This is a genomic window from Vibrio neptunius, from assembly GCA_019339365.1.
Taxonomy (GTDB): Bacteria; Pseudomonadota; Gammaproteobacteria; order Enterobacterales; family Vibrionaceae; genus Vibrio; species Vibrio neptunius.
Window position 1 is genome coordinate 2,549,934 of record CP079859.1, and the last position, 25,956, is coordinate 2,575,889.

A 25,956-nucleotide genomic window follows, 5' to 3' on the forward strand; every position below is an offset into this window, starting at 1 on the left:
AAAACACCAACGCTTTATTAAGAAATATTCTCATTAAAAGTGTGGTTATAGAAACAGCAAAAGGGCTCACTAAGAGCCCTTAAAATTAATTAATTTTTTTTAGAATTCGTGGTCAGCTGTGTCTGGGTTCAGGCTGCTGATACCAACAATTTTCGCCGCACGTTCAATAGACGCAGTCTGAGCAACTAGAGACATGATTGTCTCGTTTACTAGGGCGTTACCTTGCGCATTACCCGCGGCAATTAGCTGGTCAAAGTACTGACCTTTCTTCTCTGCAGAAGTGACCAGTTGGCCAACTTGGGAACGTGTCGTATCAAACTGATTTTGGATTTCTTTCGCTGCTGCTTTGTCTTTCTGAGCCACGAGATCCGCGATACTAGGACCAGACAGAATTGTGCCATCTTCACGTTTGTACACACCAGTGTATACATTGTAGATACCCTGCTCGTTGTAGTAGTGAGAGTTGTGCGTGTTATCAGAGAAACAATCGTGCTCATCTTCCGTCGAGTTGGCTTCTAGAGCGACTTTCATACGCTCACCCGCAAGCTCACCCAGAGAAAGGGAACCCATGCCGAATAGCATTTTACGTAGGCCGTTGTCCGCAGAGTCGTTCAGAAGCTCTTCACGGTAGTTACCTTTCACTTCTGAAGACCACTGTTTCTCCATCCACTCTAGATCTTGAACAAGTAGATCTGCAGCGGCTTTTAGGTACTCACCACGACGGTCACAGTTGCCATTAGTACAACCTTTACCAACAACAAAGTCAGTATAAGCACGCTCACCCGCACCAGCGTTAGTGCCGTTTAGATCTTGACCCCATAGTAGGAATTCAATCGCGTGATACCCTGATGCAACGTTAGCTTCAGAGCCACCTACTTCGTTTAGATCAGCGATCGCTTCTGGCGTCAGTTGGGCCACATCAAGTTGGGTAGCACCAATGGTCAGTGTTTTGTTGGCAACGATATTTGCACTAGCGCCTTCGTTGCCAAGCTCATATTGATAGTCCGCTGCAACGTAGTCGATCAACCCTTCGTCAAGTGGCCAAGCGTTTAGCTGACCTTCCCAATCGTCAACAATCGCGTTACCAAAACGGAATACTTCAGACTGTTGGTATGGTACGCGAGAGTCGATCCAAGCTTGTTTTACTTCAGCAAGTTTGGCATCAGAAGGAGCGGAAAGGAAAGATTCGATAGATTGGTCTAGTGTCTTAGCTGTCGTCAGTGCGTCAGCAAATACAGCGTGAGCGACATCCGCGTAGTGCGCGACGACTTGCTCCTTTGTTACGCTTGCAGCAAACGCAGAGCTGCTCGCAATAACAAGCGAAGCTGCTACCGAGCGCGCTAAAAGTAATTTTACATTCATTGAAAAGCATCCTTGTTGAGCTTAATAATTATTCTGAATCATAAGTGCTAATTATTCTCATTTACACTCACGGCAGCAAATGATACAAACTTACATTTTTTTTGCAAGAGATATACAAAAAAGCCTCACAAAAGTGAGGCTTTTATCAAAATAGATTGTTCAACAGGCTACAGCTTAAGGTCGTGCTTACCGTGAGATACCTTAGCTTGCAAGTAGCCTTCGTTTCCGTCTTTAATATGTGCCGAGGTATTGACAGTATCTTCAATTTCAACACCATGCGCTTTCAATTCACGGATCTTTTTCGGGTTGTTGGTAATCAGACGAATTTTATCGACGTTTAACGCCTTGAGCATCTGCGCCGCTTCAGTGAAGTCACGTAGATCATCGCCAAAACCAAGATGATTATTGGCTTCATAAGTGTTCATCCCTTCGCTTTGCAGCTTGTATGCATCAATCTTATTATACAGGCCGATGCCACGACCTTCCTGACGCAAATAAAGAATAATGCCACCGGATTGAGCCATTTTATTAATGGTTTCGTCGAGTTGCTCACCGCAATCACATCGCGAAGAGTGGAACACATCGCCTGTCAGGCATTCTGAATGTAAGCGAACTAAGGGGCTGGACTGAGTCTTATCGGCTTGTTTGAAAATAACCGCTACATGCTCTTTGTCGGTCTTGAGTCCTTTGAAAGAGAGAAGCTCTGCTTCTATATCACTGTTTTTACCGACTTTAAAATCTACTCTGGCTCTAACTTGCGCCATATCCCTACTCACTTGAATCTTGCTATCTTCTATTTCTATCATTTTAGAAATCTCTTATGTGACTAACTATGGGGACTGATAGCCTATAAATCAATGGTCAGATCACTCTTTTGTTATAATATAACATTTTAATTTTAAGACAATAAAAAACCTCGTCGAATTGCATTCGCGAGGTCGATTATGAAAATAGACGAATAGTAAGACTAGTGGTTATGTTTTTTCTTCCACATGGAGAGCTCTATCCAAAGCGCCTCAAGCACTTCAAGCTCTTCCTCGGTCAATAGAGAAAGTGTGGGTTTAGTTTGCGGCAAAGAATAAGCTTGCAGTGCACTTATTTGAGCGTAAAAATCTTTGCGTAACTGAGATATGTTTGTATCCACTACTGTTTCCTAAGTTTCTCTCTAAAAACCAGTACAAAATGGTGACTTAAACCCTTTTTCTCAAAAATGATAGCAAATTACATAAATTGCGCAATGACATGGAGTATTTTTGGGCAATAAATCACATTTTATGTATGGATATACCCTTTACAATTCAATAAATTGCTTGATCAAGTTTGATCTTTTAGTAGCATTGCGCACCATGAAAAAGATCATTGTCGTCAGGCTAATTTCTAACCAGAGTACTGTTTTCATCGTTTTCACTGCAGTTAAGAGCAGGCAATATCCAAGAGCTAGAACGTTGTTGCTTCGGTAATGTCCATTCTGTTGCCAGTGGTCTGAATAAGGGCGGTAAGCGGTTTTCTGCAGTCTGGTGGTTAATCATGTTTAGAAACGACTGGTCTAGATAGAAGGAACTTTAATGCAAGATGTTCTAGTCGAAAAAAGTCATATAGGTGAGATTGTCTATCTTCTTTACGCTCAAAAAGAGTCGGTAAATAATCCTTTGGTCATCATCTGTCATGGGTGGAATAACGACAAATACGAGGGTTCTAATCTGGCTTTAAACTTAGCCCTACAGGGTTATTCTGTTATCTGCTTCGATGCGGATAAACACGGCGAAAGAGATGATGGTAATGCTCAAAACGAGATTACTCATTCGGACTTTAGTAAAAGAATGGTGGGTGTGATCAAGCAGAATTCAGATGATATCCATACCCTCATTGAACACTATCAAGAAGATAGTCGGATTGATCCCTCAAGGATTGCACTTGTGGGGATCTCTATGGGGGCAATGTCCACCTTTTATTCTTTGACGCAAAACAAACGGATTAAAGTTGCAGTCCCCATTCTTGGCTCTCCTGATTTTGTCGGTTTGGAAAAATTTGCCTTAGAAACCGATTCCATTAAAAAGCCCCTTAGTGATGATGACAAGCTAGCTATCCAGTATATGGCAGACATTGATCCTTGTTTGTACCTCATAGAAAATGAACATCGCCCTATGTTAATCATAAATGGCGCGAAAGATGATTGGGTTCCTGCCAACTTCGCTCAGAATTTTTATGAAAAATTGAAAACTAGGTACGCTAACAATAATACTGAAATTGAGTTCAAATTAGCTGATGAATCGCATTACTTTTCTAACCATATGCGTGATCATACGATTAAATGGTTAAAGAAAAACTTGTGAGCTAAAAAAGGCTGATACCAAGTATCAGCCTTTCGATTGTTTTGAAACGGCACTCAGAGCGTTAAGCCCATAAGGTCTTATTTTTGTGCGACTTTTTTGGTTTGTTCCATCAAGCCAAGAGCACCAAATCCAGTAATCACATCAAGGTTGGTTTTCAGGCCAGCTTCTGCACCACCGCCGATGTAGTTTTGTGGCATCTGCACTTGGAAGTTTTGCAAATTCTTGTACAGAGAATTGGCCACATCGCGGTTCAACTCTGCTAAGTAAACTTCTCGGTTTGCACCCAGTGCTGCGTATTTTGCTTTTAACACTTCCGCTTCTGCACGACCTTTTTCACGAATCGCTTTCGCTTCAAATTCTGCAGATAACGCATTGGCTTTTTGAATCGCTAGGTTAGCTTCTGCTATCGCTAGCTCTTTTTCTTTTTCTACCTCAGCGAGTCGCTTGGTTTTCTCGACTTCAACAATTTCACGCTCTGCTATCTGACGCGCCACTTCGACCTCTTTTTGTTGCGCGATGATCGCAAGCTCTTTGCGACGCTGAGCATCTTGGACTTCACGAGTACGCTGGATCTCTTTACGCAACTGCTCGGTCTCTGCTTGCGCCTTCGAGGTTTCTTGCTCCTGAATAGCACGGATGCGATCGGCAACTAAGCGCTTTTTGTCTGCCAGTAGTTGATCAAGTTGCTTTTCAGGCTGCGGATCACCGATAGTCACCTGCGTCACTTGAATACCGTATTGTTGCAATGGGTTATCCTGACGGATTGGGCGACCTGTGTCATCGGAGACAGGCACCGTCTTCCAAACCAGTTGGTTAGTCCGTTGCAGTTGGTTCGCGTTTGATTGATCGACGCCAACAGGAGCAAGATCTAACTGTTCCACTTCTACCTGACGACGTTCAGTCAGGTAAATACCTGCACGCAGCTGATCACCCAATTTGGATTTGAACTGGTTTAAACCGCCTTGGAAAAACTCTTCACCCGTGTATTGAGTGGCAGTAATCACTGTCACGTTACGCGCATTTTTCACCAACAATGCATCAATCAGATTGTTATTATTGCGGAACTCACGGTGCATTTTCTTGACCGCTTCAGGGTCATTACTGAGTTTAAAACGGAAGGTAACGGGTATCTCACCAATATAGGTATCAGCAAAGCGAACCTGCACCGCATCAAGACGTTGATAAAAGTCTTCGCCTTTGTTGTTACCAAATGACACCGTGACCAATTGGTCATACTTGGTGATTTTGGATAGAAACGGCATCCGAAAATGAATGCCAGGTTCAGTGAATACATCCAACTCACCAGTGAGGTTGTTCTGATGCACATAGCTGTAACCAGCATCGGTCATCAGAACTGAACTATTAATTGTTAACCCTATTGCCAGCAGCGGGATACCAAATATGGCTGCTTTCAATCCTCTACGTAATAACTGACGTCTCTCTTCCACTGTTCATTCCCGTTCTAAATATTTGTTACCAATTTGAACGTTTATTATATCGATTAGATATTCTTCACACACTAAGCAAAGTAACTAATCTGATAGGCATTGTGTTTGAATAGACTGACATTTTATCTCAACAACCTAATATAACTCGCAGCAGCCCCTTTATCCACAGGGCACTTAACCAAAAAATGCATAAAAATTGAAACTAAGTTTTAATAAGATAAATAATAATTAAATTTATATTATTGTTTTTAATTTAAACCAAAGAAAACATGAAACGAAAAATATTTATCATGTTGTAAATAACCATTATGGTTGTCGATCATATGAATTTATGCATTTTATTAAGCAAGACTCCGAGCTATTTATTGAACTATAAAAGAATTGCCCTTTGTTATCGGGCAATTCATGAATAATTAGGCAATCTCAACTCGCTGCCAGTGGCTATTCGCAGATTTAACGGCTACTCCTGCAAAAACTAACCTACCCTGCTTCAACACCGAACATGGTTGTTCACCCAACTCAGCGATAATTCGTTGGCTCAGTTTGGGGATAATAGGTGACGATAACCATGCTAACTCGCGTAAAAAATTGGTGACCACCGAACAAGTCTGCTTCGATTTTTGAGCGGGTTGCCCTTTGCGGACAAGCCACGGAGCACGATGGTGGAAAAAACCGTTCAACTCCGCTAACAGAGCAAGAATAACTTTGGTTACTTGGTGGAGATCGCCGTCTTGGTAAGCATCAACTATATCATTCAGGCATGGCGTAAACTGGTCTACGAATGTGGCGCACTCTAGGTCCAGTTGACCGATCTCTTCGAGAGTTATTTCTCCAGCGAAAACGTTGGCAATTAAAGTGTGATTCCGTTTTACCAAATTAGCCAGAGTGTTGAGTAAATCTGCGTTGATGAGCTCCGCGAATTCGTCCAAGACGACGTTACCATCTCGATAAAGCGGTTTTTGACGTACCAGAGCATAACGTAGTCCATCAGTGGTTAGCTGCTGTGCAAAGACACTAGGGTTGACTGTGGTCCCAGGATTGGACTTAGAAATCTTTTCACCGTCAATGGTCCACCACCCATGCACAATGAGCTTTTTCGGTAGAGGGAGATTTAAAGCCAATAAAAAAGCGGGCCAGTACACAGCATGGAAAAGCAGAATGTCCTTACCAAGGATGTGTTGAGTATTGGCTATGTCAGCCTTTTGCGCACCTGTACGTTGTATAGCGGTAATGTAACTAAATAGGGCATCAATCCAAACGTATACAGTATGCTGATGATGGCTTGGAACCAGAATACCCCACTTATTGTTGATTCGAGAAATTGATAAATCAGCCAGCGGCGCTGACTTCAATTGCTCTATGATTGTGTTCTGAAAGTGTTGCGGCGTAATCACGTTTGGATGTGTTTGATAGTACTCTAATAAAGCTATACGGTACTTATCTAAGCGAAATAGATAAGTTTGTTCTTCGACCTGAACGACGGGTTGCTTGTGTACTGGACAGAGGCGATTATCGACGAGCTCTCGTTGTGGATAATATTGTTCACATGCTACGCAATACTCGCCCGAATATTGCCCAAGATAAATATCGTTCTGGCTTTCTAAGGTTCTCCATATATCCTGAATATGCGCTTGGTGGTCTTCTGCTGTTGTACGGATAAACACATTGGGTTCTATTGCCAACTGCGGCCATAAGGCCTGAAAAGTCTTCGAGGTTGCGTCTACAAATTCTTGTGTCGATTGCTGTCGGGTTAAAGCGGTCTGCGCAATTTTCTGCCCATGTTCATCCGTTCCCGTGATTAACCTACTTTCCGATCCCAATAGCAAAGAAAATCGGTGAAAGATGTCAGCGATAATGCCGGAGTACGCATGGCCTAAATGTGGCTCGCCATTGGCATAAAAAATAGGCGTAGTGATAAAACATTGCTTAGGTAATAGTGAGGGTTTAGTGGCAATTGATTGCTTTAAGCTCATCGTATAATCTCCTTTGATTCCATTACAATAGTCGGAAAGAGATCTTGATTTCGGCTTAGTTGCACCACCTTTCCAACAATATGTTCAGGAATGGTGATGCAGTGAATAGATAATTTAGAACACGCAGCCCATCCCTCCCAGCATTCGCTGAGAAGGCATGTTCATCATGATATTTGTGACAAAAATATAGGCCATTGGTTGTACTGTTTTTTTGTGTTCTTATCTTCACTCTATCAGAGTGATTTTTATCCAACAAGCGTTTCCTTATCTTCAAACTTCAAGGCATCTGGCAAATTCTTACTCGGTGAGACATCGAAGCCAACAAAATGAAATTGGCCTTGGTTACCTCGGTATTGATTGCCAGTGAGCGGTCTTGTGACTGGCTAACAATAAAACACAACCATACCTGTTCTGGTGTGGTGATTTCTGTACGTATTAATCTCAAGGGGCTGGTTCAACACAGATTTGGGGTGAAAACACGCCTTGAAAAAGTGTTAGCCATGAAGAGTAATATACTACTTTGATTAGCATTGTTTACATATAACGTTGAATGGAAATCTACCAATAAAATAATTTAGAATAAATCACCAATAATTAACTCTTTGCCTACAACGTACGCGCCTACACTCCCTCTCAACTTTCGACAGAGGGCATGGACATGGAGCGTAAATACCCCGACCCGTTTAAAACCAAAAGACCTCATATGAGGGCTGGCTACAAACCGATTATTGAAGAGAAACCGGCTGGCCCGATGCCAACCATTTCTCCACCCGAAGAGAAAGAGCCAGCCTTCGCTTACGCGGTCGAATACGCGTGCGAGATGAGTTTGTACAGCAAGGCAGTCGAGCCACACATAGGCAGCCTGCTAGGCAAGACCGCACAAGAAAGCCGGTTCTCTCAATGGCGTCAAGTCGCCAATGGCCCTCATACCCGCAGCATTGTCTCGATAGACAAGCAAGAAACCCAACAATTGTGGGTGGGAAGCAAAGCCCCGCTTCCGGTCAATGCCGAACTCCGTTGGTCAGACATCCTGCCTCAAGACAAAGACCACCTCACTATCGAATACGCGTTTGTGCCCATTCGCCCCGCCATCCAAATCGGCGAAATGCTCGGCTTACCGACCGAAGGCTATTTGTACCATTTTGTCGATGGTGAACTGCTGCATGAATACCGCTTCCAAGGGGACACTCGGTATCACTTTTTGGTCACGCAAAGCACTGCGGGGGCGATGAATCCAGAGCCTAGAAGCCAGTTTGGCAGCGACTTTGTCTTAGCCCTATGGAAACGAGAGGGTCAGGTGGTGGTCAACCAGCACTTGCTGTTTAGTCGACACGCCATGGATGACCAAGCCATGTCGGCGGTAGACGCGGCCTTTTTAAATGAGCATGGCGTCCAGCTCGATATGGACGCCATCATCCCTTTGACCAAAGGGCCTGTCGTGGAAGAGGTTAGTCGCCGAGCCGCTCATCAGGCGGCTCAAGGGGAAACCCTAGAGCAGATTGCTCAGCAGCACGGCGTCACTCTTGAGACCTTACAAACCTTAAACCCGACGTTGCCATTATCGCCACTGGACAAGCGGGCAGTCATCTATACCGAGCCCGTGAGGGTGTACAACCATGCGCTGGATGTCGGTTACCCAGCCTTCACCGCCCGGCTCAGTGAAGGGCTGCTCTCGATAGACCGCATCGCCCGTGAAAAACCGTTTCCCGTGGTGAAGGTCGCCACGGCGAATCAAAGTGCCTTTGCCGCCTTAGCTCCGGTACGCTATGCCATCGACAACCGAAACCTAGACACACTCAATGATGAGGTGGTCAAAGGGCTTAACCCCATCACTGACACCGCGCTCTTCCCGGGCGGCGTGCTGCGCTCAGACAAACTCCCTTACACCTTGCGGCAGCTGCGCGATGGCTGGCTCTATGCCCTAAGCCAAGACCCAGAAACCGACGTCTGGTCGGTGGCCGAATACCAAGTCGTCAAAGGCGAGTTCTACCGTTTTGTTGGCGACCTGGCCGAAACGCGATATAACGCAGACGCTGAAAAGCCACACGCTTACGTGCTTTATCAAACTGGCCGGCCCTATTTTATCGGTTATGCGAGCCAGCGCTGGACACAAAACCTGCAAGATTTCTACACAGGCAATACCCCAGAGAGCCAGCAAGCAAGACAAGCCTGGCTGCGCGATATCACCGCCCCAACCCATCGTCTGCCGATTGAACAAATCTCAAAAGAAGTGGCCGACGTCGGCAAAGAAGACTTAAGCGCGTATTATTTGACCTGCGCTTCTCCCACCGTCACCGAAGCCGATGAACAAGGGCTCATCACCCCACTGCAGCCCGCGTCCCTCATCAGCTATCAGTATCAAGCGCCCCTCTTGTGCGCCCACCATTTTGTCGCTTTGGATGACCCCTTGGCTGACTTCACCGACTTGTATCTGCGCTTGGCGCAATCAGTATTGCCCTTGTTGCAAGACGACCACACGCAGCGAAAAATCGTGGTGGCGGAAGCCATTCGGAGCTTGGTGCGCATTTCCCTGCCGCCGGGTACCTTAGATAATGTCCCGGTCGACAAGGTGGTTGAGGTCGAGCAAGACCTAGATACCTGTTTGGAGTACCACTACTATCAAGCGCAATTGAAGAACGGTAATGCCGTCGGCAATTGGGGCGCCAGTTTGGCCTTAGAAGCGCAGCCCATTATCGCCGCCTACCCTGAAGCCAGAGCCAGACTCAATCAATACGGCATTGCACCAGCTCTACTCGAGTCACGCTTTAGAGAGTATGTGGAGCGGCGCAAAGCGCACCGCCAAGTCAACTGGGCAGACTTAGACACCTTCTATAAAGACTACCTCAACACGCTTCATCATGGCGTCGCCATGATAAAGCACGACGCCCCCCATATGATAAAGGCCATCACCGCCTTAGGCACCGACCCGCGGCGCTTTGGCCTCGACGTCGGCGAGCATGCCCACCACCGAGTGCTAAGTACCCTGATGGATGCGGCGCTCAATGAACTCGAATTGAGTGCCCAGCAGGTGCCCGAGTTGAGCGACAGCATCGATGAATTGCTCACCGAACCGGATAACTTGTTAGGCTTGGCGGTGTACGGATTCTCGTCGGAGATTTATGCCGCCACCGAACCACTGCTCGGTGGCGTGACCTTCTCGGATTTTACTGGCCAAACACGTATCCCGCTAAGCGGGTTTATCTCGGCGTTTAACGATGTAATTGGGTTCAGCGACCCCAATTCGACCTTGTTTACGGCGACGAAGAGCTTACTCATCCCCCTTGAAAGGCAAATCAATCAGGCCACACAGGCGGTCAAAGACAAAGGGGATAAAGCGGTGCGCAGCCTACAAATGCTGCGCTTTCGTATCATTAACCGCGTGATGAAACTGCCCGGTTTGTCGGCGCGGCGCGCCATGGCAATGTCGCTGTGGGGGCAAGCTCAATTGAGTCAAGGTAAGGTGTTTCTTAACGAGGGCCTTAGCGCTCAAACCCAAGCGGCCAATGGCCGTTACCACCAGTTGTTAATGGAAGCGCACAGTACCAATACTGCCTTGTCCAAGCTCCCTGCTGAATCGGCGGAACATCGCCGAATGTCGACGTCGTTACGTCAGATAAACAAACAAATCAGTCGCTATGTGGAGTCTATCCCACCAGTGTTCAGCGAATACCAGAGCCAAACCGTTGGCAAATACACCTTCAGCAACGCCGCGAGCTCGGTCAGCCATGCCTTTGACCGCCTTGGCGGCACGGATTTGGTGGTGGCGTCCCTCAACCTAATTAATATCACCTCACAAATACAAACCCTGCAAGAGATGGAAAAGTCGGCCCCTTACCCGGATACGCGTCGCCAACAAACCACCGTAGGTTACAGTATCGCGTGGTTTGTTAATAACACAGGCGTGGTGCTAAAAGGGCTATCGTTGCGTAAAATTCAGTCTAATAGTGACCTAATGACCACCTCTCTCAAACAGCTAAAATCGGCAAAGAGTATTAAAATTGCGGATGTAATTAATGTTGAACGCTATATTGCCCATTCACTGATTGCCGGAGTTGCAGGGGTGCTCGCCGCGGGTCTAGAAGGCTGGCAAGTCGTAGAAGATTTCTCGTCATCAAAAAGTTCGACAGAAAGATTCTTATTGTTTGGTAAAGGCGTGGCTCTGGCTGGGCAATTTGCAAGTTGGGGTGGATTGGTCTACAACTCGCTAAGAACTCGTTTAGGCCTGATATTCGTCGGTGAAGTATTACAAGGTTGGATGTTAGCCATCAACTTCTGGGGCGCGGCTTTGTATGCAGCAGTGACCATACTGCTGTTGCTGACTAAACGAACCCCGCTGGAAACCTGGCTGCGCCATTCAATATGGGGCAAAGAGCCAGACTTTAACCGCAGCGCTGTGGATGAATACCACGCCTTACTGGCTTTGCTTAACCAGCCGTCAATCCAGTTTCGCACCACTGCGCGACGTATTGATAGAGCGGGGTCGAGCAACAGCGCGACCGTCTATTTTAAACAAGAGGTGACCATCCTTTTGCCCAACGCTTATGCCAATGAAGCCGTGACCCTGAGCATCGAAAGCGGCTTTCCGCCCTCGGATTATCAGAACTTTACCGCTCACACCTTATTCAGCGGCCAAGTAACACGCGATAAAAATGAGCCGACCCTGTGCCGCTACCACTTACCTTTACCTCAACCACTGCAACACCTAGTGGCGCAAGGGCAAGGGACCATCAGACAAGAAAGACTCAACGTGTTTGTTGGTCGCCATGCCAATAACCCGTATGATAACGGCAATGCACTGGTTAGCGTCTATCAGGCGCAAACCTTAGCGGGGGTCAGCGAGCACAAAACCATGCCAGCGCTCGCGGAGTCAAAGCTATCACTGATGCCAACCCATCAGGTTCAGTTGCGGCTGCCCCCCATGCCAACCCACCCAGCGCCCAGCCAGAGTCAGCCAGTAAAAAACCAGAGTAAAGAGGAATAGCCTTATGCGACCACTGAATCTAACGTATCAAGTACCAATGGAGGGGCCTCACTGATGTATGTGTCTGTCGACTCGTTACCGGAGCTGACCTCAGAGTATCAACACGCCCAGCAGCAAGCGGTACAAGAGGCCAAAGTGGTCTATCAATTTGAAATCGTAAGACAGCGTCCCAACGATTACGGCACAATTTTTATATGGTCGTTGTTTGGCTTATTTTCCTTATGGATGATGTGGATCGCAGTGCAAGACGGTCTATGGGCAGGTGTTCTTCTTGTTATATTGTTTTCCGGAGGCTTTCTGACGTATTGCTATTTTGCTGGTAACCCAGATGTAAAACAAACCGTGACTTTAACCGAAAAAGGCATGATAGTCACCGAGCTGACTCTGGTCCCTGACGCCTGCTTTGCTGCCTTACGCTACTCGGGCTATGTGGGCGTTGCTATTTCGATTATCGGGGTAGTGCTGGTCGGGCCGATGATGTTTGTTGGTGCCGGCGCTGGGCTGTTAATGTCGTTTAAAATGGCTGGGGTTACTAATCAACCTAGAGTCAGAGTTCGCCCTTTCAACCCTAACATTGAATATGAAATGGCGGACAATCAATGTATGAAGTTCAAAAATAACCTCATTCTTCGGCGAGTCGTGCCTCGTATAAAGCTAGAAAATGACGGTGGTGAAAAAGATGACCTGTTCAGCGATAACAAAGAATTTTATTTCCTGACCTATGCCAGTACAGAGCAAGAGCAAATAGAAATGATGCGCCACTTGAAGAGGTTCATCAAAGTTGAACATGAAGACTACTACCATCAGGTGTAGTTGATGGGGCCTCACTGATGTATGTGTCTGTCGACTCGTTACCGGAGCTAACCCAAGAGTATCAACACGCCCAGCAGCAAGCGGTACAAGAGGCCAAGGTGGTGTATCAATATGAGGGGGTGATAGTTCCTGCTACCGATTACGGGGCAATTTCTATATGGTCGTTGTTTGGCTTATTTTCCTTATGGATGATGTGGATCGCAGTGCAAGACGGTCTATGGGCAGGTGTTCTTCTTGTTATATTGTTTTCCGGAGGCTTTCTGACGTATTGCTATTTCGCTGGTAACCCAGATACAAAACAAACGGTGACCTTAACCGAAAAAGGCATGATAGTCACCGAGCTGACTCTGGTCCCTGACGCCTGCTTTGCTGCCTTACGCTACTCGGGCTATGTGGGCGTTGCTATTTCGATTATTGGAGTGGTGCTGGTCGGGCCGATGATGTTTGTTGGTGCCGGCGCTGGGCTGTTAATGTCGTTGAAAATGGCCGGAGTGGTCAATAGACCTAAGCAGCGAGTACAACCTTTCCCCCCTACCGCGAGTTACCGACTTTGTTGCGTTCCGGAAGGCCGATATAAAAATGGACTGATTGAATCGCATTTGTTTCCAATTTTTGAAATGGAAACTGAGAGTGAAGAGAACGAGGATATTTATTGGGAAAATAGGCATTTTTACTTTTCTTACTATATTGCTTCACCGGCAGAACAAGAGCAGCTTTTAAAACACCTAAGGCAATTAGTTACTGTTATAGAAGAAGAATAAATAGTCACAGGCTCCCTAAACAGGGAGCCTGTGTATGTATTGGGGGTTCAGCGATTGTTGGTGAATCAAAAGCTGAGTAGAACGTTCCCCTGAATCCAACGTATCAAGTACCAATGGAAGGGCCTCACTGATGTATGTGTCTGTCGACTCGTTACCGGAGCTAACCCCAGAATATCAACACGCCCAGCAGCAAGCGGTACAAGAGGCCAAGGTGGTGTACCAATTTGAAGTAGTCAAAGTGCCACCTATTGATTATTGGGCAATCTCGATATGGGCAGCGACAGCGGTCCTACTTTTGTGGTTAGGTTCTTTAATAGGTTGGGTAGGCATTGTTTTGTTTTCCATACTTGTCTTCGCGCTGAGCAGTTACTACTACTACGCCGGCAATCCAGATACAAAACAAACAGTAACCCTATCCGAAAAAGGGATGATAGTCACAGACCTGACTCTCGTCCCTGATGCCTGCTTTGCCGCCTTACGTTACTCTGGCTATGCCGGTATTGCTATTTCGCTTATTGGTGTGGTGCTGGTCGGGCCGATGATGTTTGTTGGCGCCGGTGCTGGGCTATTAATGTCGTTTAAAATGGCTGGTGTAGTCAATAGACCTCGGCAGCGAGTATTGCCCTTTCCCTCCCCATACAAATTATAGAATTTATATTGTTCCAGAATGCCGTTATAAAAACGGACTTTTACAATGGCATATGTCACCAATGATTGACCCTGAAGTAGAAGGTGAAAAGATGGAAGCTATTTATCGTGAAAATAGGATATTTTATTTTTCTCGCTATGCCGCCTCACCTAAAGAGCAAAAGCAGTTTCTACAACACCTCAGGCAATTAGTTACTGTTATAGAAGAAGAGTAAATAGTCACAGACTCGCTAAACAGGGAGCCTGTGTATGTACTGGGGGACAGCGATTGGTGGTGAATCAAAAGCTGAGTAGAACGTCCCCCTGAATCCAACGTATCAACTACCAATGGAGGGGCCTCACTGATGTTTGTCTCTGTCGACTCATTACCAGAGCTGACCCCAGAATATCAACACGCCCAGCAGCAAGCGGTACAAGAGGCCAAGGTGGTGTATCAATTTGAAGTAGTCAAAGTGCCACCTATTGATTATTGGGCAATCTCGATTTGGCTAAGCTGGCGTTAGGCATCAATAACCGGAAACTCGATGTTTCACAACCTCAGTGTTCCATGACACCAGCTATAAAGCGAAAAGAGCTTAAACACGTGGTGAGTTTTGTACGACTTCGGAGATAACATAAACATACAGTGTTAGTATCAGCGGGCCTACCAAGAGATTCCAAATCTCGGTACCGACAAATATACTCGGCTCAGGGAACTCAGAATCGATGACACCAATCACTATAAGCCAGCCCACTGATAGCTCCAAAATCAGTACGATAAAAGACGTCACTAAAACCACCAGCGCGAAGGTAGACGAAATCACTTTTTCATCCCCAGCAAAATAAACCGTGATGGGGACCACAATTAAAACTAACTCCAAAAATGTTATCATCGGCTAACCTCGAAGGCATAAACGAACCTTACCTGAAAGATGTCATGGATAGAAAGTCTATTGACCCTAGTACAACTTAAGAAAAGTGGACATAGGCACAACAAACTCTTGGCACTGATGCTCAGCGATTTTGTAGCAAATCAGAGCCAATCAAAGGTGAATACCCTTTCCTCTTTAATCGGCTCTGGGCGGTTTCATCGCGATATCTTCTGATTAATCGCTCGCTCAAGATCGGAAATTTTACGCACAACCTCCTTGGATATTGGCTCTATTTGTTCAAACGCTCTATTGGCATCTTCGTGTTGACCTTGATCTAACAATTCGAGCACATCCTTAATCACGCCATGGAGTTTCGCATGAGGTGGCTCTAGCGCTTTGAATGTGGCCTCAGTACCATAAAGGCTTTTTCCTTCTCCGTAGTACCATTTGCCCAATGCACAGAAATGATGGTCACAGGCGACTTTTTTGTCTAGTGCTTGATGATCCCCATTCAAGTAAGAACGAACCTTGGTTTTCCACGCTAGGTGGGCGTTTTTAATATCAGTGAAATCAATCCGTTTAACACCACTCAGTTTAAAGTCTGCTAATTGCTCTCTTAGCTCTAAGGCTTGCTGGCTTAACGCTTTGGCCTTGTTCTGCAAACTAAGGGCGCTCTCTTCAGTGTCAACACTCTTTTCGCTGATGACTTCTACCGACTTGTTCATATCTTGAACGACTGTAGATTGCTCTTCCGATGCCGCCGCTATTTGCGTACTCATATCATTGACATGGCTGACTTGATGAATAATCTCGGAGAAGGTTTCTCTGGCTTTAGAGACACCTTCATAGGCATTCTGAGCAAGAGTGTTGTTTTCAGAAATTCTTGTCGACGAGTCTTGAACGCCTTTCTGTAGGCTCTCCAACATCGAATTAATGTCTTCTGTCGCGGTTTGTGTTCTCTGCGCCAAACTGCGCACCTCATCAGCCACCACAGCAAAACCACGCCCTTGCTCTCCCGCACGAGCCGCCTCAATGGCGGCGTTCAATGCCAGTAGGTTGGTTTGCTCTGCAATCTCACTTATCGTTTTGGTTACTTGCCCTATACTTTGGCTCTGTTCAGACACGTGTGCTATCTGAGTAATGGTTGCATCTAGCTCAACCAAGAAGTTGGAAAGCTTCTCTAAACCTTGCTCTATCAGCTCATCGCCAGCCTGGACATTTTTTTTGCGTTTCGAGCGCTGTGTGCGAGGTTTGGATGGTATTTTCCGTCACTTGTTGCACGGTGGCCGCCATTTGTGTCATTGCACTGGCGATTTGAGAAGTGTGGGATGATTGTGAAGCCATCATCTGCTGCATGTGGAAACTGTCCGACGACACCTTATCTGAGTCTTCGACGACTTTTTGTGACGCTCCAACGACTTGGCTCAGAATCGCTTTATAGCGTGCTTGCAGCATTTTGACTGATTGGTTTAGACTGCCGATCTCGTCTTGTCTGGACAAGTTGATTTTCGTAGACAGGTCACCTTGAGACATCTTTTTGACCAGATCTTCAGTCTCTTTCACTGAAGTTAAGATTCGATATCGAATAACGAACCAATTGAGGGCGGCAATAACCGTTAAAATCACCGCGGCCAAAGCGTTGGTCAGGTGGTCGGAGAAGAAAGATTGGCCGGCAAAAAGTGCTCCACCGACAATCAACATCAGATGAGAGAGTGAGAAAAACTGGTTGAATGTCACTCGCTCTAGCAGTGTTGGACCAGGAAGATCAAGAGAGGCGTTACTGCGCATTTGTTTGTATAAGGCTTCCGCATCAGCTACCTGTTGTTTGGATGGTTGTGAACGAACCGATTGTATGCCAACTAGCTTGCCGTTTTTCATGATCGGAGAGACGAAAGCATCGACCCAGTAATGATCACCATTTTTGCAACGATTTTTGACAATGCCTCGCCAAATTTTTCCGGCTCGTACTGTGCTCCATAAACTTTTAAACGCGGCTGGCGGCATATCGGGATGCCTGACAATATTATGGTCTTTCCCTGTCAACTCTTCTCGTGAAAAACCACTAATGGACACAAAGTCATCGTTAACGAACTTTATTTTTCCCTGAATATCGGTGACCGAAACCAAATCGTTTCTGTCATCAAAGAACACTTCCCTCTGAGTAACGGGTCCATTGTCTTTCATAGTGCTTTCTCCAACGCCTGTACTGTTGAAAGCCAACGACAACACTTTTAATAATTATTTTATTAGAATAGCTCAACTACCATGCATAAGGTAGATGAACTTTAGTATGAGAAAAACCATTATTTGCAGCGTCAGGCTGGTTGTCACACAGCGTAAACCCGTCGGCTTAGCCAGGTACAAGTTAACATCACAAGGTGTGTTTTATTGCATATACTGTTAGTGGGAACGAAAGCACGAGGCGAGCAAGGAGAACACTATGTACTTAGTCAGGTTGGTTTACGCAAGCACAATAACAAAAGGGATTACCGAATCCGATATTCAAAATATTCTTGATGTGGCGAGAAAAAACAACGCGCTAGTCGATGTGACGGGTTTACTGTTATTTAATCGCAATTACTTTTTGCAGTGCCTCGAGGGTTCAAGAGCTCAGGTAAACAAGATTTATCATCAAATTCTTAATGACCAGCGACATCAAGATATTTTGTTGCTCGATTACAGCGAAATCTTCGAACGAGAATTTGGGGACTGGAGTATGGGCTATATCCCCGAAATGAGCCTAACCACACCCATCAACCTTAAATACTCGGTTCATGCGAAATTTGACCCTTACAGTATGTCTGGTGGTAGTGCGCATAAGTTACTACTCAGCCTGCGTAATGTAGTGACCCTTGTCTAGCCAATAAACAGCAAAAAGCAGCCTTAAATGGCTGCTTTTTTTAGCCTCGATAACCGAGTTTAACCTTGCCATCGGAATCAAACCATAAAGACTCTTTGCGTCGACGACCGATTAAAATCGGGCCATCATCGTAGAACAAAAAGTTTTTCCAATGTTTCTTAAAAATACGCCATTTGGTTTCGATGACGTTGTATTTTTCGTAGCAAAAATAGACGGTGACGTCATCTTGCCAATCGATAAACTCGGCGACGCCTTGTGGCAACACGTCTTCGTCGGCTTCCCACGCCGCCATCCAATCAAGACTGTCTTTCCAGTTGGATGCTTTCATCGGCCAGTCACTTGAACTCAGGCGTTCTGCATCTGGGCTTTGAGTACTGATGTTCTCTTTCCATAACTGAGCAGAACGCGCCTGTGTCATCGGCTTGATCTGCTCAAGATCTTGCTCTGGTACGGGCATAGATTGGTGAGTGAAAATCCATTTTCTTTGGTATTCATCCAAAGTGAGATACGACATTCATTTTCCTCGTTGTATAGCCTGTTCAGGCTTTAAGCCATCCTTTTTGAGTGGCTTCTTCAATGACTTGCTGAGCCTTACCCCATAAAGCTTGCGAGCCATATTCTATTTTCTGGTTTACCGTCAGCGCTTGCTCACGAGTCACGCCATGCTCCAGCCAACTCTGACCATTATTGTGATAATTAAGTAACATTGGAATTATCCTATCAAGGGCTTTGCCAAACTTAGCATCGGCTGACTCCGCTCGCTCAAATTCAAGCCATAGCTCAAGAAGCTCCTGCCCTTGATCATTAGGAAGCAAAGCAAACAATCGCTGTGCAGCGACAAGCTCTTTCTCTGCCTGTACTTTTGAGGCCGCCGTGTCGTATACAAATGTATCGCCAGCATCAATTTCAACAATATCGTGCAGCAGTAGCATCTTCACAACACGAGCAATGTTAACGGGCTCGTTAGCGTGTTCTTCCATTAATATCGCCATTAGAGCAACATGCCAGCTGTGTTCAGCGCTATTTTCAAGACGACCTTGAGCACTTTTGACACGGGTTCTTCGCAAAACGGATTTCAGTTGGTCTAGCTCCATCACCAAAGCCAGTTGTTTCTCTAATCTAGCCATGCTCAGCCTTCTACCCAGTTGGGGTTAAGCAATGACGTCAGGTTGTGGTCTTCCCACTTCCCATCAATCAGTAGGTAATCTTTAGCGAACCCTTCCCTTTTGAACCCAAGACGTTCAAGCACGGCTTCACTACGATGATTTCGTGGCATATAGCCCGCCATAATTCGATGGATGTTTTGAATAGTAAACATATAGCGGACGGCCATCTTCAAAGCTCGCGTCATCACGCCCCGCCCCTGCGCAGTTTTACCAAGCGAATAGCCAAGGTTACAGGCGTGAAAAGGGAATCGAGAAATATTGCTAAACGAAACCGTACCCAACATTTCGTTCGTTTCACTATCAATGATGAGCAAGTAGTAACCCAATCCCATACGGTGAAGCTCGTTGAGCTTAATCAAACGCTGTGTCCAGCCAAACTCTGAGAAGAAAGCCTCTTCCCGTCTGGGTTCCCACTGCTTGAGGTGTTCTCGATTGGCAATAAAATAATCAGAGATCAACTGACCGTCGGTAGGTTCCGCGGTGCGCAGAATAATACCTTCATCGTGCTCAAACACCTGTTGAGGAGTACTGATTCGTTCCATCTAGTTTTTTCTTATTCCGTATTCACGTAGCTTGTTGGCCACTGAGGTGTGGGAAACGTTGAGGCGTTTGGCCAGTTTTCGACTTGATGGGAACGACTGATAGAGACGTTCCAGAACCTGAGATTCATAATCTTTCATGATTTCATCGAGTGAACCATCTAGATTAATGGTCGCCCCACTGGTGGAAGGAGTGTCGAGTTGTGGCAAATGAAATAGATCGACAGTCAACGTCTCTGTATCTAGCTCAGTTAGCGCTCTCAACACCATATTCTCTAACTGTCGCATGTTCCCTGGCCACTGATAGTTAACCAACTGAGCAACTAAGGTTTCATCGATATCGGGCTTCTTAATACCAAGCTGCTTGACATATTTGACAACAAACAGGTCGAGAAGCGGGCCAATATCATTTGAGCGCTCTCGCAGTGCAGGGATATTAAGTGTTAAAACATTCAAGCGGTAAAAAGATCTTCACGGAACGATTTAGACTCCGCGAGATCAGCAAGGTTATGACGAGTAGAAGCGATCACTCGAACATCGACATGAATTTCTTGCTCAGCCCCTACGCGACGGAAAGTGCCATCTTGTAGTAGGCGTAATAACTTAATCTGTAGATGAGGGCTCATTTCGCCAATTTCATCTAAGAAAACCGTGCCGCCGTCCGCTTGTTCAAAAATGCCCTTATGACCCTGTTCATGGTTGAACGATCCCGGGGCATGACCAAACAGCTCGGTTTCAGCCACATCATCGGGCATTGAAGCACAACTCAGAACAAGGAATGGTGAAGCCGCTCGGTGGGAACGATTATGGCACGCTCTGGCCAGCATCTCTTTACCTGTGCCCGTCTCTCCTTGAATCAGCAATGGCTGCTCAAGCATCGACAGTTTTTTTCGCTTGGCTCATTAGTGCCTTGTGCCGATTAGATATGCCGACAAAATGTTCAAAGCCGAGATTGTTGTGCAGAGGTAATGAATCTTCTAAGACCGACTTTTCTTGCGTAGAGCGGATGATCATCACTGTACTGGCCAAGATCGATTCGTTGGATTCATCAGTGATGTAAACTGGCATGATCTCCATGCTGTAGTCGAGACCGCCAATCACAATGTTTTCTCGCTGACGGGTGATCTTCCCCTCGGCCCACTTAGAAAAGTTAAAGCTGGGTAGCAGAGTGCTGATTTGGTGACCAATCATCTCCTGTTCTTCACACCTGAACAAGCCTAAAGCCGCGTGGTTCGCCATATCAACATTGCCTTTCAAATCAATCGCCAATACTGGCTCAGGCAAGTTATTAAGCAGAGAAATAAGTTCTGTATTGTGCCTTTCCATCGGCATGAACTGAATTTTACGTACGTCTCTCACACCTGAAATTCGACGTATCTCGGCCATAAGTTCACTGAAAGTATCGAAATCGATATCAGGACAGTTGAGGTAGATAATACCTATGGTGTCGATTTCGATCCCTCGCAAATCAATATTTTTAGAAGCCAGAATATCGAGCAGCTCACGGGTGAGCCCTAATCTGTCTTCACATATCACTTCTAAACGCACTGATTAAATCCCTAGTCTTAGGTGTCAGGAAAAGTTGACAGTAGTTTCCCTTAAGCCTAGATCCTCGTCAAGCAAACCAGCATTACTTGCTTCACATTCACACTATTTGATTGTTATGGCGGCGATTTTTTCTACAATCTGCTTTCTTATCGCACCCAAATTAACTTTTCTTTCCTGATGCCAAGGTATAGGTCTGAGTAATGTCATCGCTTTGATTCCTAGCCTTGCGGTCAGTATGCCAACCCCAAGCCCTTGCCCTGCTCTCGCTGATACTTTCCCCGCAAGATCCATCGACATTAGATCCATACTGGCATCTATCGCCAGTTCACTTGCCCCTGCCGCGGCCATGTTGATCAATGTGGCTTTGAAAAGCGTCAATCTAGACCAGTATCCGAGCTCTACACCGTAGACATCGGCGAGACTGTCGATCATTTTGAAATTGCGCCATGCGACCAGCAACATGTCAACAATGGCCAGTGGGCTAATCGCCACCAAAGCGGCAGATTCCGTCGCGTACTGAGTGACGATTTTGCTCGCTTTCTTGTCCTGTTCACTCACGACCATCGCGTCATACATGTCGAGTACCTCGGAGTCGCTGTGAGAAGCATTAACACTGTGTGTCCAGCGGTCATAGCTTGGTGATTCTGGCTTAATGCCGCTTTGCTTAGCGATCGCTTCACAAAAAGCTTTTCCGCGACCGACGCTATTGCCAGCGATCAGCGCTTCACTCTGTTCTTGAACCGAAAAGTGATGACGTAACGTCTTAAGCTTCCATAGTTCCTTACCCAATGCCCCTATGCCTAGCGCCGCCAGTGTCGACATAAAACCAGCCCAGCCAAGCGCTAACCAATCTGCATTTTGAACAGACACCACAATACTGTCGATGGCTTGCCAGCCGACCAAGCCAGAAAAAGCCGTAAGTAGACCACTCGCTAGCCATCGACGCCCGGTTTTAGGTCGAATCACCTGTGCTAGGTTTTCCTCAGCCTCACTCAACGTTTCTTCAGAGCTGATTGCCGTTGGTGTAAACGTTTCTCGTTCTTCGAACTGCATTTGCGAGGTCAAGTCTGGGTCGCCACCCAAAGGTTCTTGATCCAATGTTTGAGTGAAGACTTGTTTTTGCTTCAACTTTGGGTCTTGATAATCGGTCATTTCAGCTTGTCTCCAATCAGGTATTCCAGCGCTTTATCGAGACGAATATGAGGAATAGGATCATCTGCCGAGCTAGAGAGTGGCCGAAAGCCTATAAATTCGAATCCCTCGTTTTGCCAAAAACGTTGGTGAGGCAGTTTTTGCGGAACCTCTCCAGGAAATATTGTCATGGGTTGTCCATCAAGGTTTATTCCTTGTATAGCAGGAAAGGATTCAGTACCACGGTTGATGAAACCTGTTTTGGTCGCCTGAATAGACGCCATAGAGATACAGCTCATTTCGATGTTTTCATAGGACGCTGTTTGCCAAGCGGGATGAACCATCTGTTGCAACAGAGAAACAAGGTTAGGATGCTGCTCTGGAGTAACATGGTCGGCCTTAGTCGCCGCAAACAATATCTTATCGATTCTCGGCGCAAATAATCTCTTTAGTATATTGCTTCGGCCATAGCGGAAGCTATGCATGATCTGTTCAATCGCATGGCGCATGTCGTGGAACGATTCGTAACCAGCGTTTAAAGGTTGTAGGCAGTCCACCAAAACGATTTGACGGTCAAACGTCGAGAAGTGATGCTTGTAAAACGCTTTCACGACTTTTTGTTGATATTCCTGATAGCGCGCTTCGAGCATAGCTAAATTGGAGTCCTTGCTCACTTTGCTCTCTGTATCAAAGCTGCACGGGAAAAACTGTAACACTGGCGCACCTTCCAGCTCACCTGGTAAAACAAACCTACCAGGCTGAACCCAGTGCAACCCCGTCGCCTTGCAATCGTGCAAATACTGAGTGTAACTCTGTGCGATCGCTTCAAGCTCTCTTTCATTGACGTCACCAGTCAAGTCTAGTTGTTCGAGTTTAGCTAACCAGTCTTGTGCCAGCTCTCCACGTTGACCTTTAAGTGCGTTGAATTGTGTCTGTGACCATTGGTGAAAGCTCATGTCCAGTAACGGTAGATCGAGCAACCATTCACCAGGATAGTCAATAATATCGATGTGTAACCTTGATGTGCTGCTAAACAGCTTTTTGGATTTTCTCGTCGATTTGTATTTCACAGCAAGACGAATTTCGCTGACATCGCGCGTCGGCTCGGGCCATGTTGGCGGCTCAGAGAATACGTCTTCCATCGCTTCATCATACGCAAAGCGCGGTACCATCATATTGGCTTGAGGTTCTCGCTTTGCACCCACGATACGTTTATCGCGAGCCGATGCCAGTAGAGGGAGGTTGTCATGAGTGGAAGTGTGTAATAGTTGATTGACGAGTGAACTAATAAACGCTGTTTTACCAGCGCGTGATAACCCCGTCACGGCTACCCGTACATGGGAATCAACACTTCGATTTATAAAATCATTCACTTCCTGAGTTATGTTCTTCATTGACCGTCTCTTTGCTTGCAACACACATTCATCCTAATCATTGTAATCTTAATGAAAGATGAATAAAAAAGCCTCTGATAAAAATCAGAGGCTTAGAGGCTTTAAACGTGGGCAAACCCAACAGATAGCGTTAGTCATCTTCTATCAGCTTGTAGATCACAAACAAAGCGATTTCCAATAGAACCAATAAAGCAAAAGTCATGATGACGTACTTTTGCTCAAAAATGCTCATCCCATTAAGGAATAAATCGTAGCCGAGCAACGTACCGACCACTACGGCAATAATCAGTTGTAGGATTTGAACAAATCGTGGCATGAATGCTCCTTGAGTTCTTTAACGCGAAAAATCTGATAAAAAAGGGGCGGCATACCGCACCTTTATCCACTGTTTACCCTTTCATTCAGCGGTTGCTCACCCGTGCTATGATTGAGACTCCATTTCCTGAATTTTTACTTTCCACGTATCTGGGCCGATCTGGTGAGCATTAGCCCCCGTTGAATCCACAGCAACCGTGACTGGCATATCTTCCACTTCAAATTCGTAAATCGCTTCCATGCCCAAGTCTTCAAACGCCACAACACGCGCTTTCTTGATGGCTTTTGCCACCAAGTAGGCAGCACCACCAACAGCCATCAGATAAACCGCTTTATGCTTTTTGATGGATTCCACGGTCGCTGGGCCACGCTCTGCTTTACCAATCATGCCCATAATGCCTGTTTCTTCGAGCATCATGTCGGTGAATTTATCCATACGAGTTGAGGTCGTCGGGCCTGCTGGACCGACAGCCTCATCGCCCACAGCATCAACTGGGCCAACGTAGTAAATGAACTTGCCTTTAAGGTCAACGCCCTGTGGCAAGCCTTCACCATTTTGCAGCATTGTCTGGATACGTTTATGCGCCGCATCACGCCCCGTCAAGATCTTTCCTGATAACAGTACCGTTTCGCCCGTCTTCCACTCTTCAACGTCTTTTTGTGTGACGTCATCAAGGTTGACACGGCGGGTATTGGCTCCTGCTTCCCAAGTAATATCTGGCCACTCTTCAAGCTTAGGTGGCGTCAAGTCCGCTGGACCTGAACCATCTAAGGTAAAATGCACGTGGCGCGTTGCAGCACAGTTGGGAATCAAACACACTGGCTTGGATGCCGCGTGCGTCGGCGCTGTCTTGATTTTCACATCCACGACGGTGGTTAAACCACCCAGACCTTGAGCACCAATGCCTAGTTTGTTGACACGGTTGAAAATGTCGAGACGTAGCTCTTCTTCTGCGTTTTCAGGACCACGCTCAATCAACTCTTGAATGTCGATGTGCTCCATCAGAGATTCTTTTGCCAGTACTGCTGCTTTTTCAGCTGTACCACCAATACCTATGCCTAGCATTCCCGGAGGGCACCAACCCGCCCCCATTGTCGGCAGTGTTTTTTCAACCCATTCAGCCACATCATCAGACGGATTAAGCATGACCATCTTGGTCTTATTTTCAGAACCGCCGCCTTTGGCAGCAATTTGTATCTCAACCGTATTGCCCGGCACCATGTTGATGTGAACAACCGCAGGCGTGTTGTCCTTGGTATTGATTCGCTTACCTGCAGGGTCGAGCAGAACAGACGCTCGTAGAGGGTTGTCAGGGTTTGTGTATGCCTGACGAACACCTTCATCGACCATTTGCTGAACCGTCATATCGGTAGAGTCCCACTGGACTTCCATACCGATATTGACAAAGCAGGTAACGATACCTGTGTCCTGACAGATTGGCCGATGACCTTCTGCAGACATACGAGAGTTGATAAGAATCTGAGCAATCGCGTCTTTCGCCGCTTGGCTCTCTTCTTTGTGATAGGCTTCTTCAAGGGCTTGAACAAAGTCTAGAGGGTGATAGTAAGAAATATACTGAAGTGCATCAGCGACACTGCTGATCACATCTTGCTTGCGAATTACCGTCATTGCATGCCTCGTTATAGTTATGCTTCCTTTAACACCGCCGTATAGACGCCAGTTTATATTCTTGCTTTTAACCACAAGTTTAGAAGACTGACACCACCTTTTTATTATAAAACGTCACTGTAGCGGCGATAGTTGGCAATATGATACTCTTGGTTTCCCTCTCTTGCTATGCAGTGAACGATCTCTTTGTCACAAATTAAACA

At 46.2% G+C, this 25,956-nt stretch carries 22 protein-coding genes and 2 pseudogenes; 9 read left to right on the forward strand and 15 right to left on the reverse strand.

What is annotated here, in order from left to right:
• Nucleotides 1-99: 99 nt before the first annotated feature.
• The 3 genes from KW548_12150 to KW548_12160 form a co-directional block, all read right to left on the reverse strand.
• The gene (locus KW548_12150; protein ID QXX05899.1) at nucleotides 100-1,362 is read right to left on the reverse strand and encodes a peptidase; all 1,263 of its coding nucleotides are present in this window, start codon (nucleotides 1,360-1,362) and stop codon (nucleotides 100-102) included.
• 167 nt (nucleotides 1,363-1,529) lie between these two features.
• Nucleotides 1,530-2,168: a GTP cyclohydrolase II gene (locus KW548_12155; GenBank protein QXX05900.1), complete on the reverse strand. Its 639-nt coding sequence runs from the start codon at nucleotides 2,166-2,168 to the stop codon at nucleotides 1,530-1,532.
• Nucleotides 2,169-2,329: 161 nt separating this feature from the next.
• Nucleotides 2,330-2,506: a hypothetical protein gene (locus tag KW548_12160; GenBank protein ID QXX05901.1), complete on the reverse strand. Its 177-nt coding sequence runs from the start codon at nucleotides 2,504-2,506 to the stop codon at nucleotides 2,330-2,332.
• A 421-nt stretch (nucleotides 2,507-2,927) separates the two neighbouring features.
• Between KW548_12160 and KW548_12165 the strand changes: the two genes are divergently transcribed.
• Nucleotides 2,928-3,695 (forward strand): prolyl oligopeptidase family serine peptidase, encoded by a 768-nt coding sequence (locus KW548_12165; GenBank protein QXX05902.1) that lies wholly within the window; start codon nucleotides 2,928-2,930, stop codon nucleotides 3,693-3,695.
• A 77-nt stretch (nucleotides 3,696-3,772) separates the two neighbouring features.
• Here KW548_12165 and KW548_12170 read toward each other — a convergent pair whose 3' ends face one another.
• Nucleotides 3,773-5,143 (reverse strand): hypothetical protein, encoded by a 1,371-nt coding sequence (locus KW548_12170; protein QXX05903.1) that lies wholly within the window; start codon nucleotides 5,141-5,143, stop codon nucleotides 3,773-3,775.
• Between the two features lie 413 nt (nucleotides 5,144-5,556).
• Nucleotides 5,557-7,116 (reverse strand): methionine--tRNA ligase, encoded by a 1,560-nt coding sequence (metG, locus tag KW548_12175; GenBank protein QXX05904.1) that lies wholly within the window; start codon nucleotides 7,114-7,116, stop codon nucleotides 5,557-5,559.
• 326 nt (nucleotides 7,117-7,442) lie between these two features.
• Here metG and KW548_12180 point away from each other — a divergent pair, with 326 nt between their 5' ends.
• The 7 genes from KW548_12180 to KW548_12210 all read left to right on the forward strand — a co-directional run bounded on the left by KW548_12180 (nucleotide 7,443) and on the right by KW548_12210 (nucleotide 14,822).
• Nucleotides 7,443-7,640, forward strand: a complete 198-nt coding sequence (locus tag KW548_12180; protein QXX05905.1) for a hypothetical protein — start codon at nucleotides 7,443-7,445, stop codon at nucleotides 7,638-7,640.
• Nucleotides 7,641-7,774: 134 nt separating this feature from the next.
• Complete coding sequence (locus tag KW548_12185; protein QXX05906.1) at nucleotides 7,775-12,097, forward strand: LysM peptidoglycan-binding domain-containing protein; 4,323 nt, start codon at nucleotides 7,775-7,777, stop codon at nucleotides 12,095-12,097.
• 54 nt (nucleotides 12,098-12,151) lie between these two features.
• The gene (locus tag KW548_12190; GenBank protein QXX05907.1) at nucleotides 12,152-12,910 is read left to right on the forward strand and encodes a hypothetical protein; all 759 of its coding nucleotides are present in this window, start codon (nucleotides 12,152-12,154) and stop codon (nucleotides 12,908-12,910) included.
• 17 nt (nucleotides 12,911-12,927) lie between these two features.
• Nucleotides 12,928-13,671: a hypothetical protein gene (locus tag KW548_12195; GenBank protein ID QXX05908.1), complete on the forward strand. Its 744-nt coding sequence runs from the start codon at nucleotides 12,928-12,930 to the stop codon at nucleotides 13,669-13,671.
• 130 nt (nucleotides 13,672-13,801) lie between these two features.
• A complete protein-coding gene (locus KW548_12200) occupies nucleotides 13,802-14,320 on the forward strand; it encodes a hypothetical protein (protein ID QXX05909.1) in 519 nt (172 codons plus the stop codon).
• A gap of 61 nt (nucleotides 14,321-14,381) precedes the next feature.
• Entirely contained in the window at nucleotides 14,382-14,534 is a 153-nt protein-coding gene (locus tag KW548_12205; protein ID QXX05910.1) for a hypothetical protein, read from the forward strand.
• Nucleotides 14,535-14,663: 129 nt separating this feature from the next.
• A complete protein-coding gene (locus tag KW548_12210) occupies nucleotides 14,664-14,822 on the forward strand; it encodes a hypothetical protein (protein QXX05911.1) in 159 nt (52 codons plus the stop codon).
• Between the two features lie 72 nt (nucleotides 14,823-14,894).
• On the opposite strand, the gene KW548_12215 is transcribed toward KW548_12210, so the two are convergent.
• Nucleotides 14,895-15,191 carry a hypothetical protein gene (locus KW548_12215; protein QXX05912.1) on the reverse strand — a complete coding sequence of 99 codons (297 nt, stop codon included), beginning with the start codon at nucleotides 15,189-15,191 and terminating at the stop codon, nucleotides 14,895-14,897.
• A 194-nt stretch (nucleotides 15,192-15,385) separates the two neighbouring features.
• A pseudogene (locus tag KW548_12220) lies at nucleotides 15,386-17,354 on the reverse strand (PAS domain-containing protein).
• Nucleotides 17,355-17,610: 256 nt separating this feature from the next.
• Here KW548_12220 and KW548_12225 point away from each other — a divergent pair.
• A complete protein-coding gene (locus KW548_12225) occupies nucleotides 17,611-18,030 on the forward strand; it encodes a BLUF domain-containing protein (GenBank protein ID QXX05913.1) in 420 nt (139 codons plus the stop codon).
• Nucleotides 18,031-18,070: 40 nt separating this feature from the next.
• Here KW548_12225 and KW548_12230 read toward each other — a convergent pair whose 3' ends face one another.
• From KW548_12230 to KW548_12265, 8 genes and pseudogenes are all read right to left on the reverse strand, one after another.
• On the reverse strand, nucleotides 18,071-18,544 hold the full coding sequence (locus KW548_12230) for a DUF2947 domain-containing protein (GenBank protein ID QXX05914.1): 474 nt from the start codon (nucleotides 18,542-18,544) through the stop codon (nucleotides 18,071-18,073).
• A 25-nt stretch (nucleotides 18,545-18,569) separates the two neighbouring features.
• A complete protein-coding gene (locus tag KW548_12235; protein QXX05915.1) occupies nucleotides 18,570-19,157 on the reverse strand; it encodes an HD domain-containing protein in 588 nt (195 codons plus the stop codon).
• A 2-nt stretch (nucleotides 19,158-19,159) separates the two neighbouring features.
• Entirely contained in the window at nucleotides 19,160-19,738 is a 579-nt protein-coding gene (gene rimJ, locus KW548_12240) for a ribosomal protein S5-alanine N-acetyltransferase (GenBank protein ID QXX05916.1), read from the reverse strand.
• Nucleotides 19,739-21,283: pseudogene (gene tyrR / locus KW548_12245) on the reverse strand (transcriptional regulator TyrR). It abuts the gene before it with no gap.
• 102 nt (nucleotides 21,284-21,385) lie between these two features.
• Nucleotides 21,386-22,435 carry a YcjF family protein gene (locus tag KW548_12250; GenBank protein ID QXX05917.1) on the reverse strand — a complete coding sequence of 350 codons (1,050 nt, stop codon included), beginning with the start codon at nucleotides 22,433-22,435 and terminating at the stop codon, nucleotides 21,386-21,388.
• A complete protein-coding gene (locus KW548_12255) occupies nucleotides 22,432-23,808 on the reverse strand; it encodes a YcjX family protein (protein ID QXX05918.1) in 1,377 nt (458 codons plus the stop codon). Before KW548_12255 ends, KW548_12250 begins: the two co-directional genes overlap by 4 nt.
• Before the next feature lie 130 nt (nucleotides 23,809-23,938).
• On the reverse strand, nucleotides 23,939-24,124 hold the full coding sequence (locus KW548_12260) for a hypothetical protein (protein ID QXX05919.1): 186 nt from the start codon (nucleotides 24,122-24,124) through the stop codon (nucleotides 23,939-23,941).
• Between the two features lie 105 nt (nucleotides 24,125-24,229).
• Nucleotides 24,230-25,753 (reverse strand): fumarate hydratase, encoded by a 1,524-nt coding sequence (locus tag KW548_12265; GenBank protein QXX05920.1) that lies wholly within the window; start codon nucleotides 25,751-25,753, stop codon nucleotides 24,230-24,232.
• Nucleotides 25,754-25,956 lie beyond the last annotated feature (203 nt).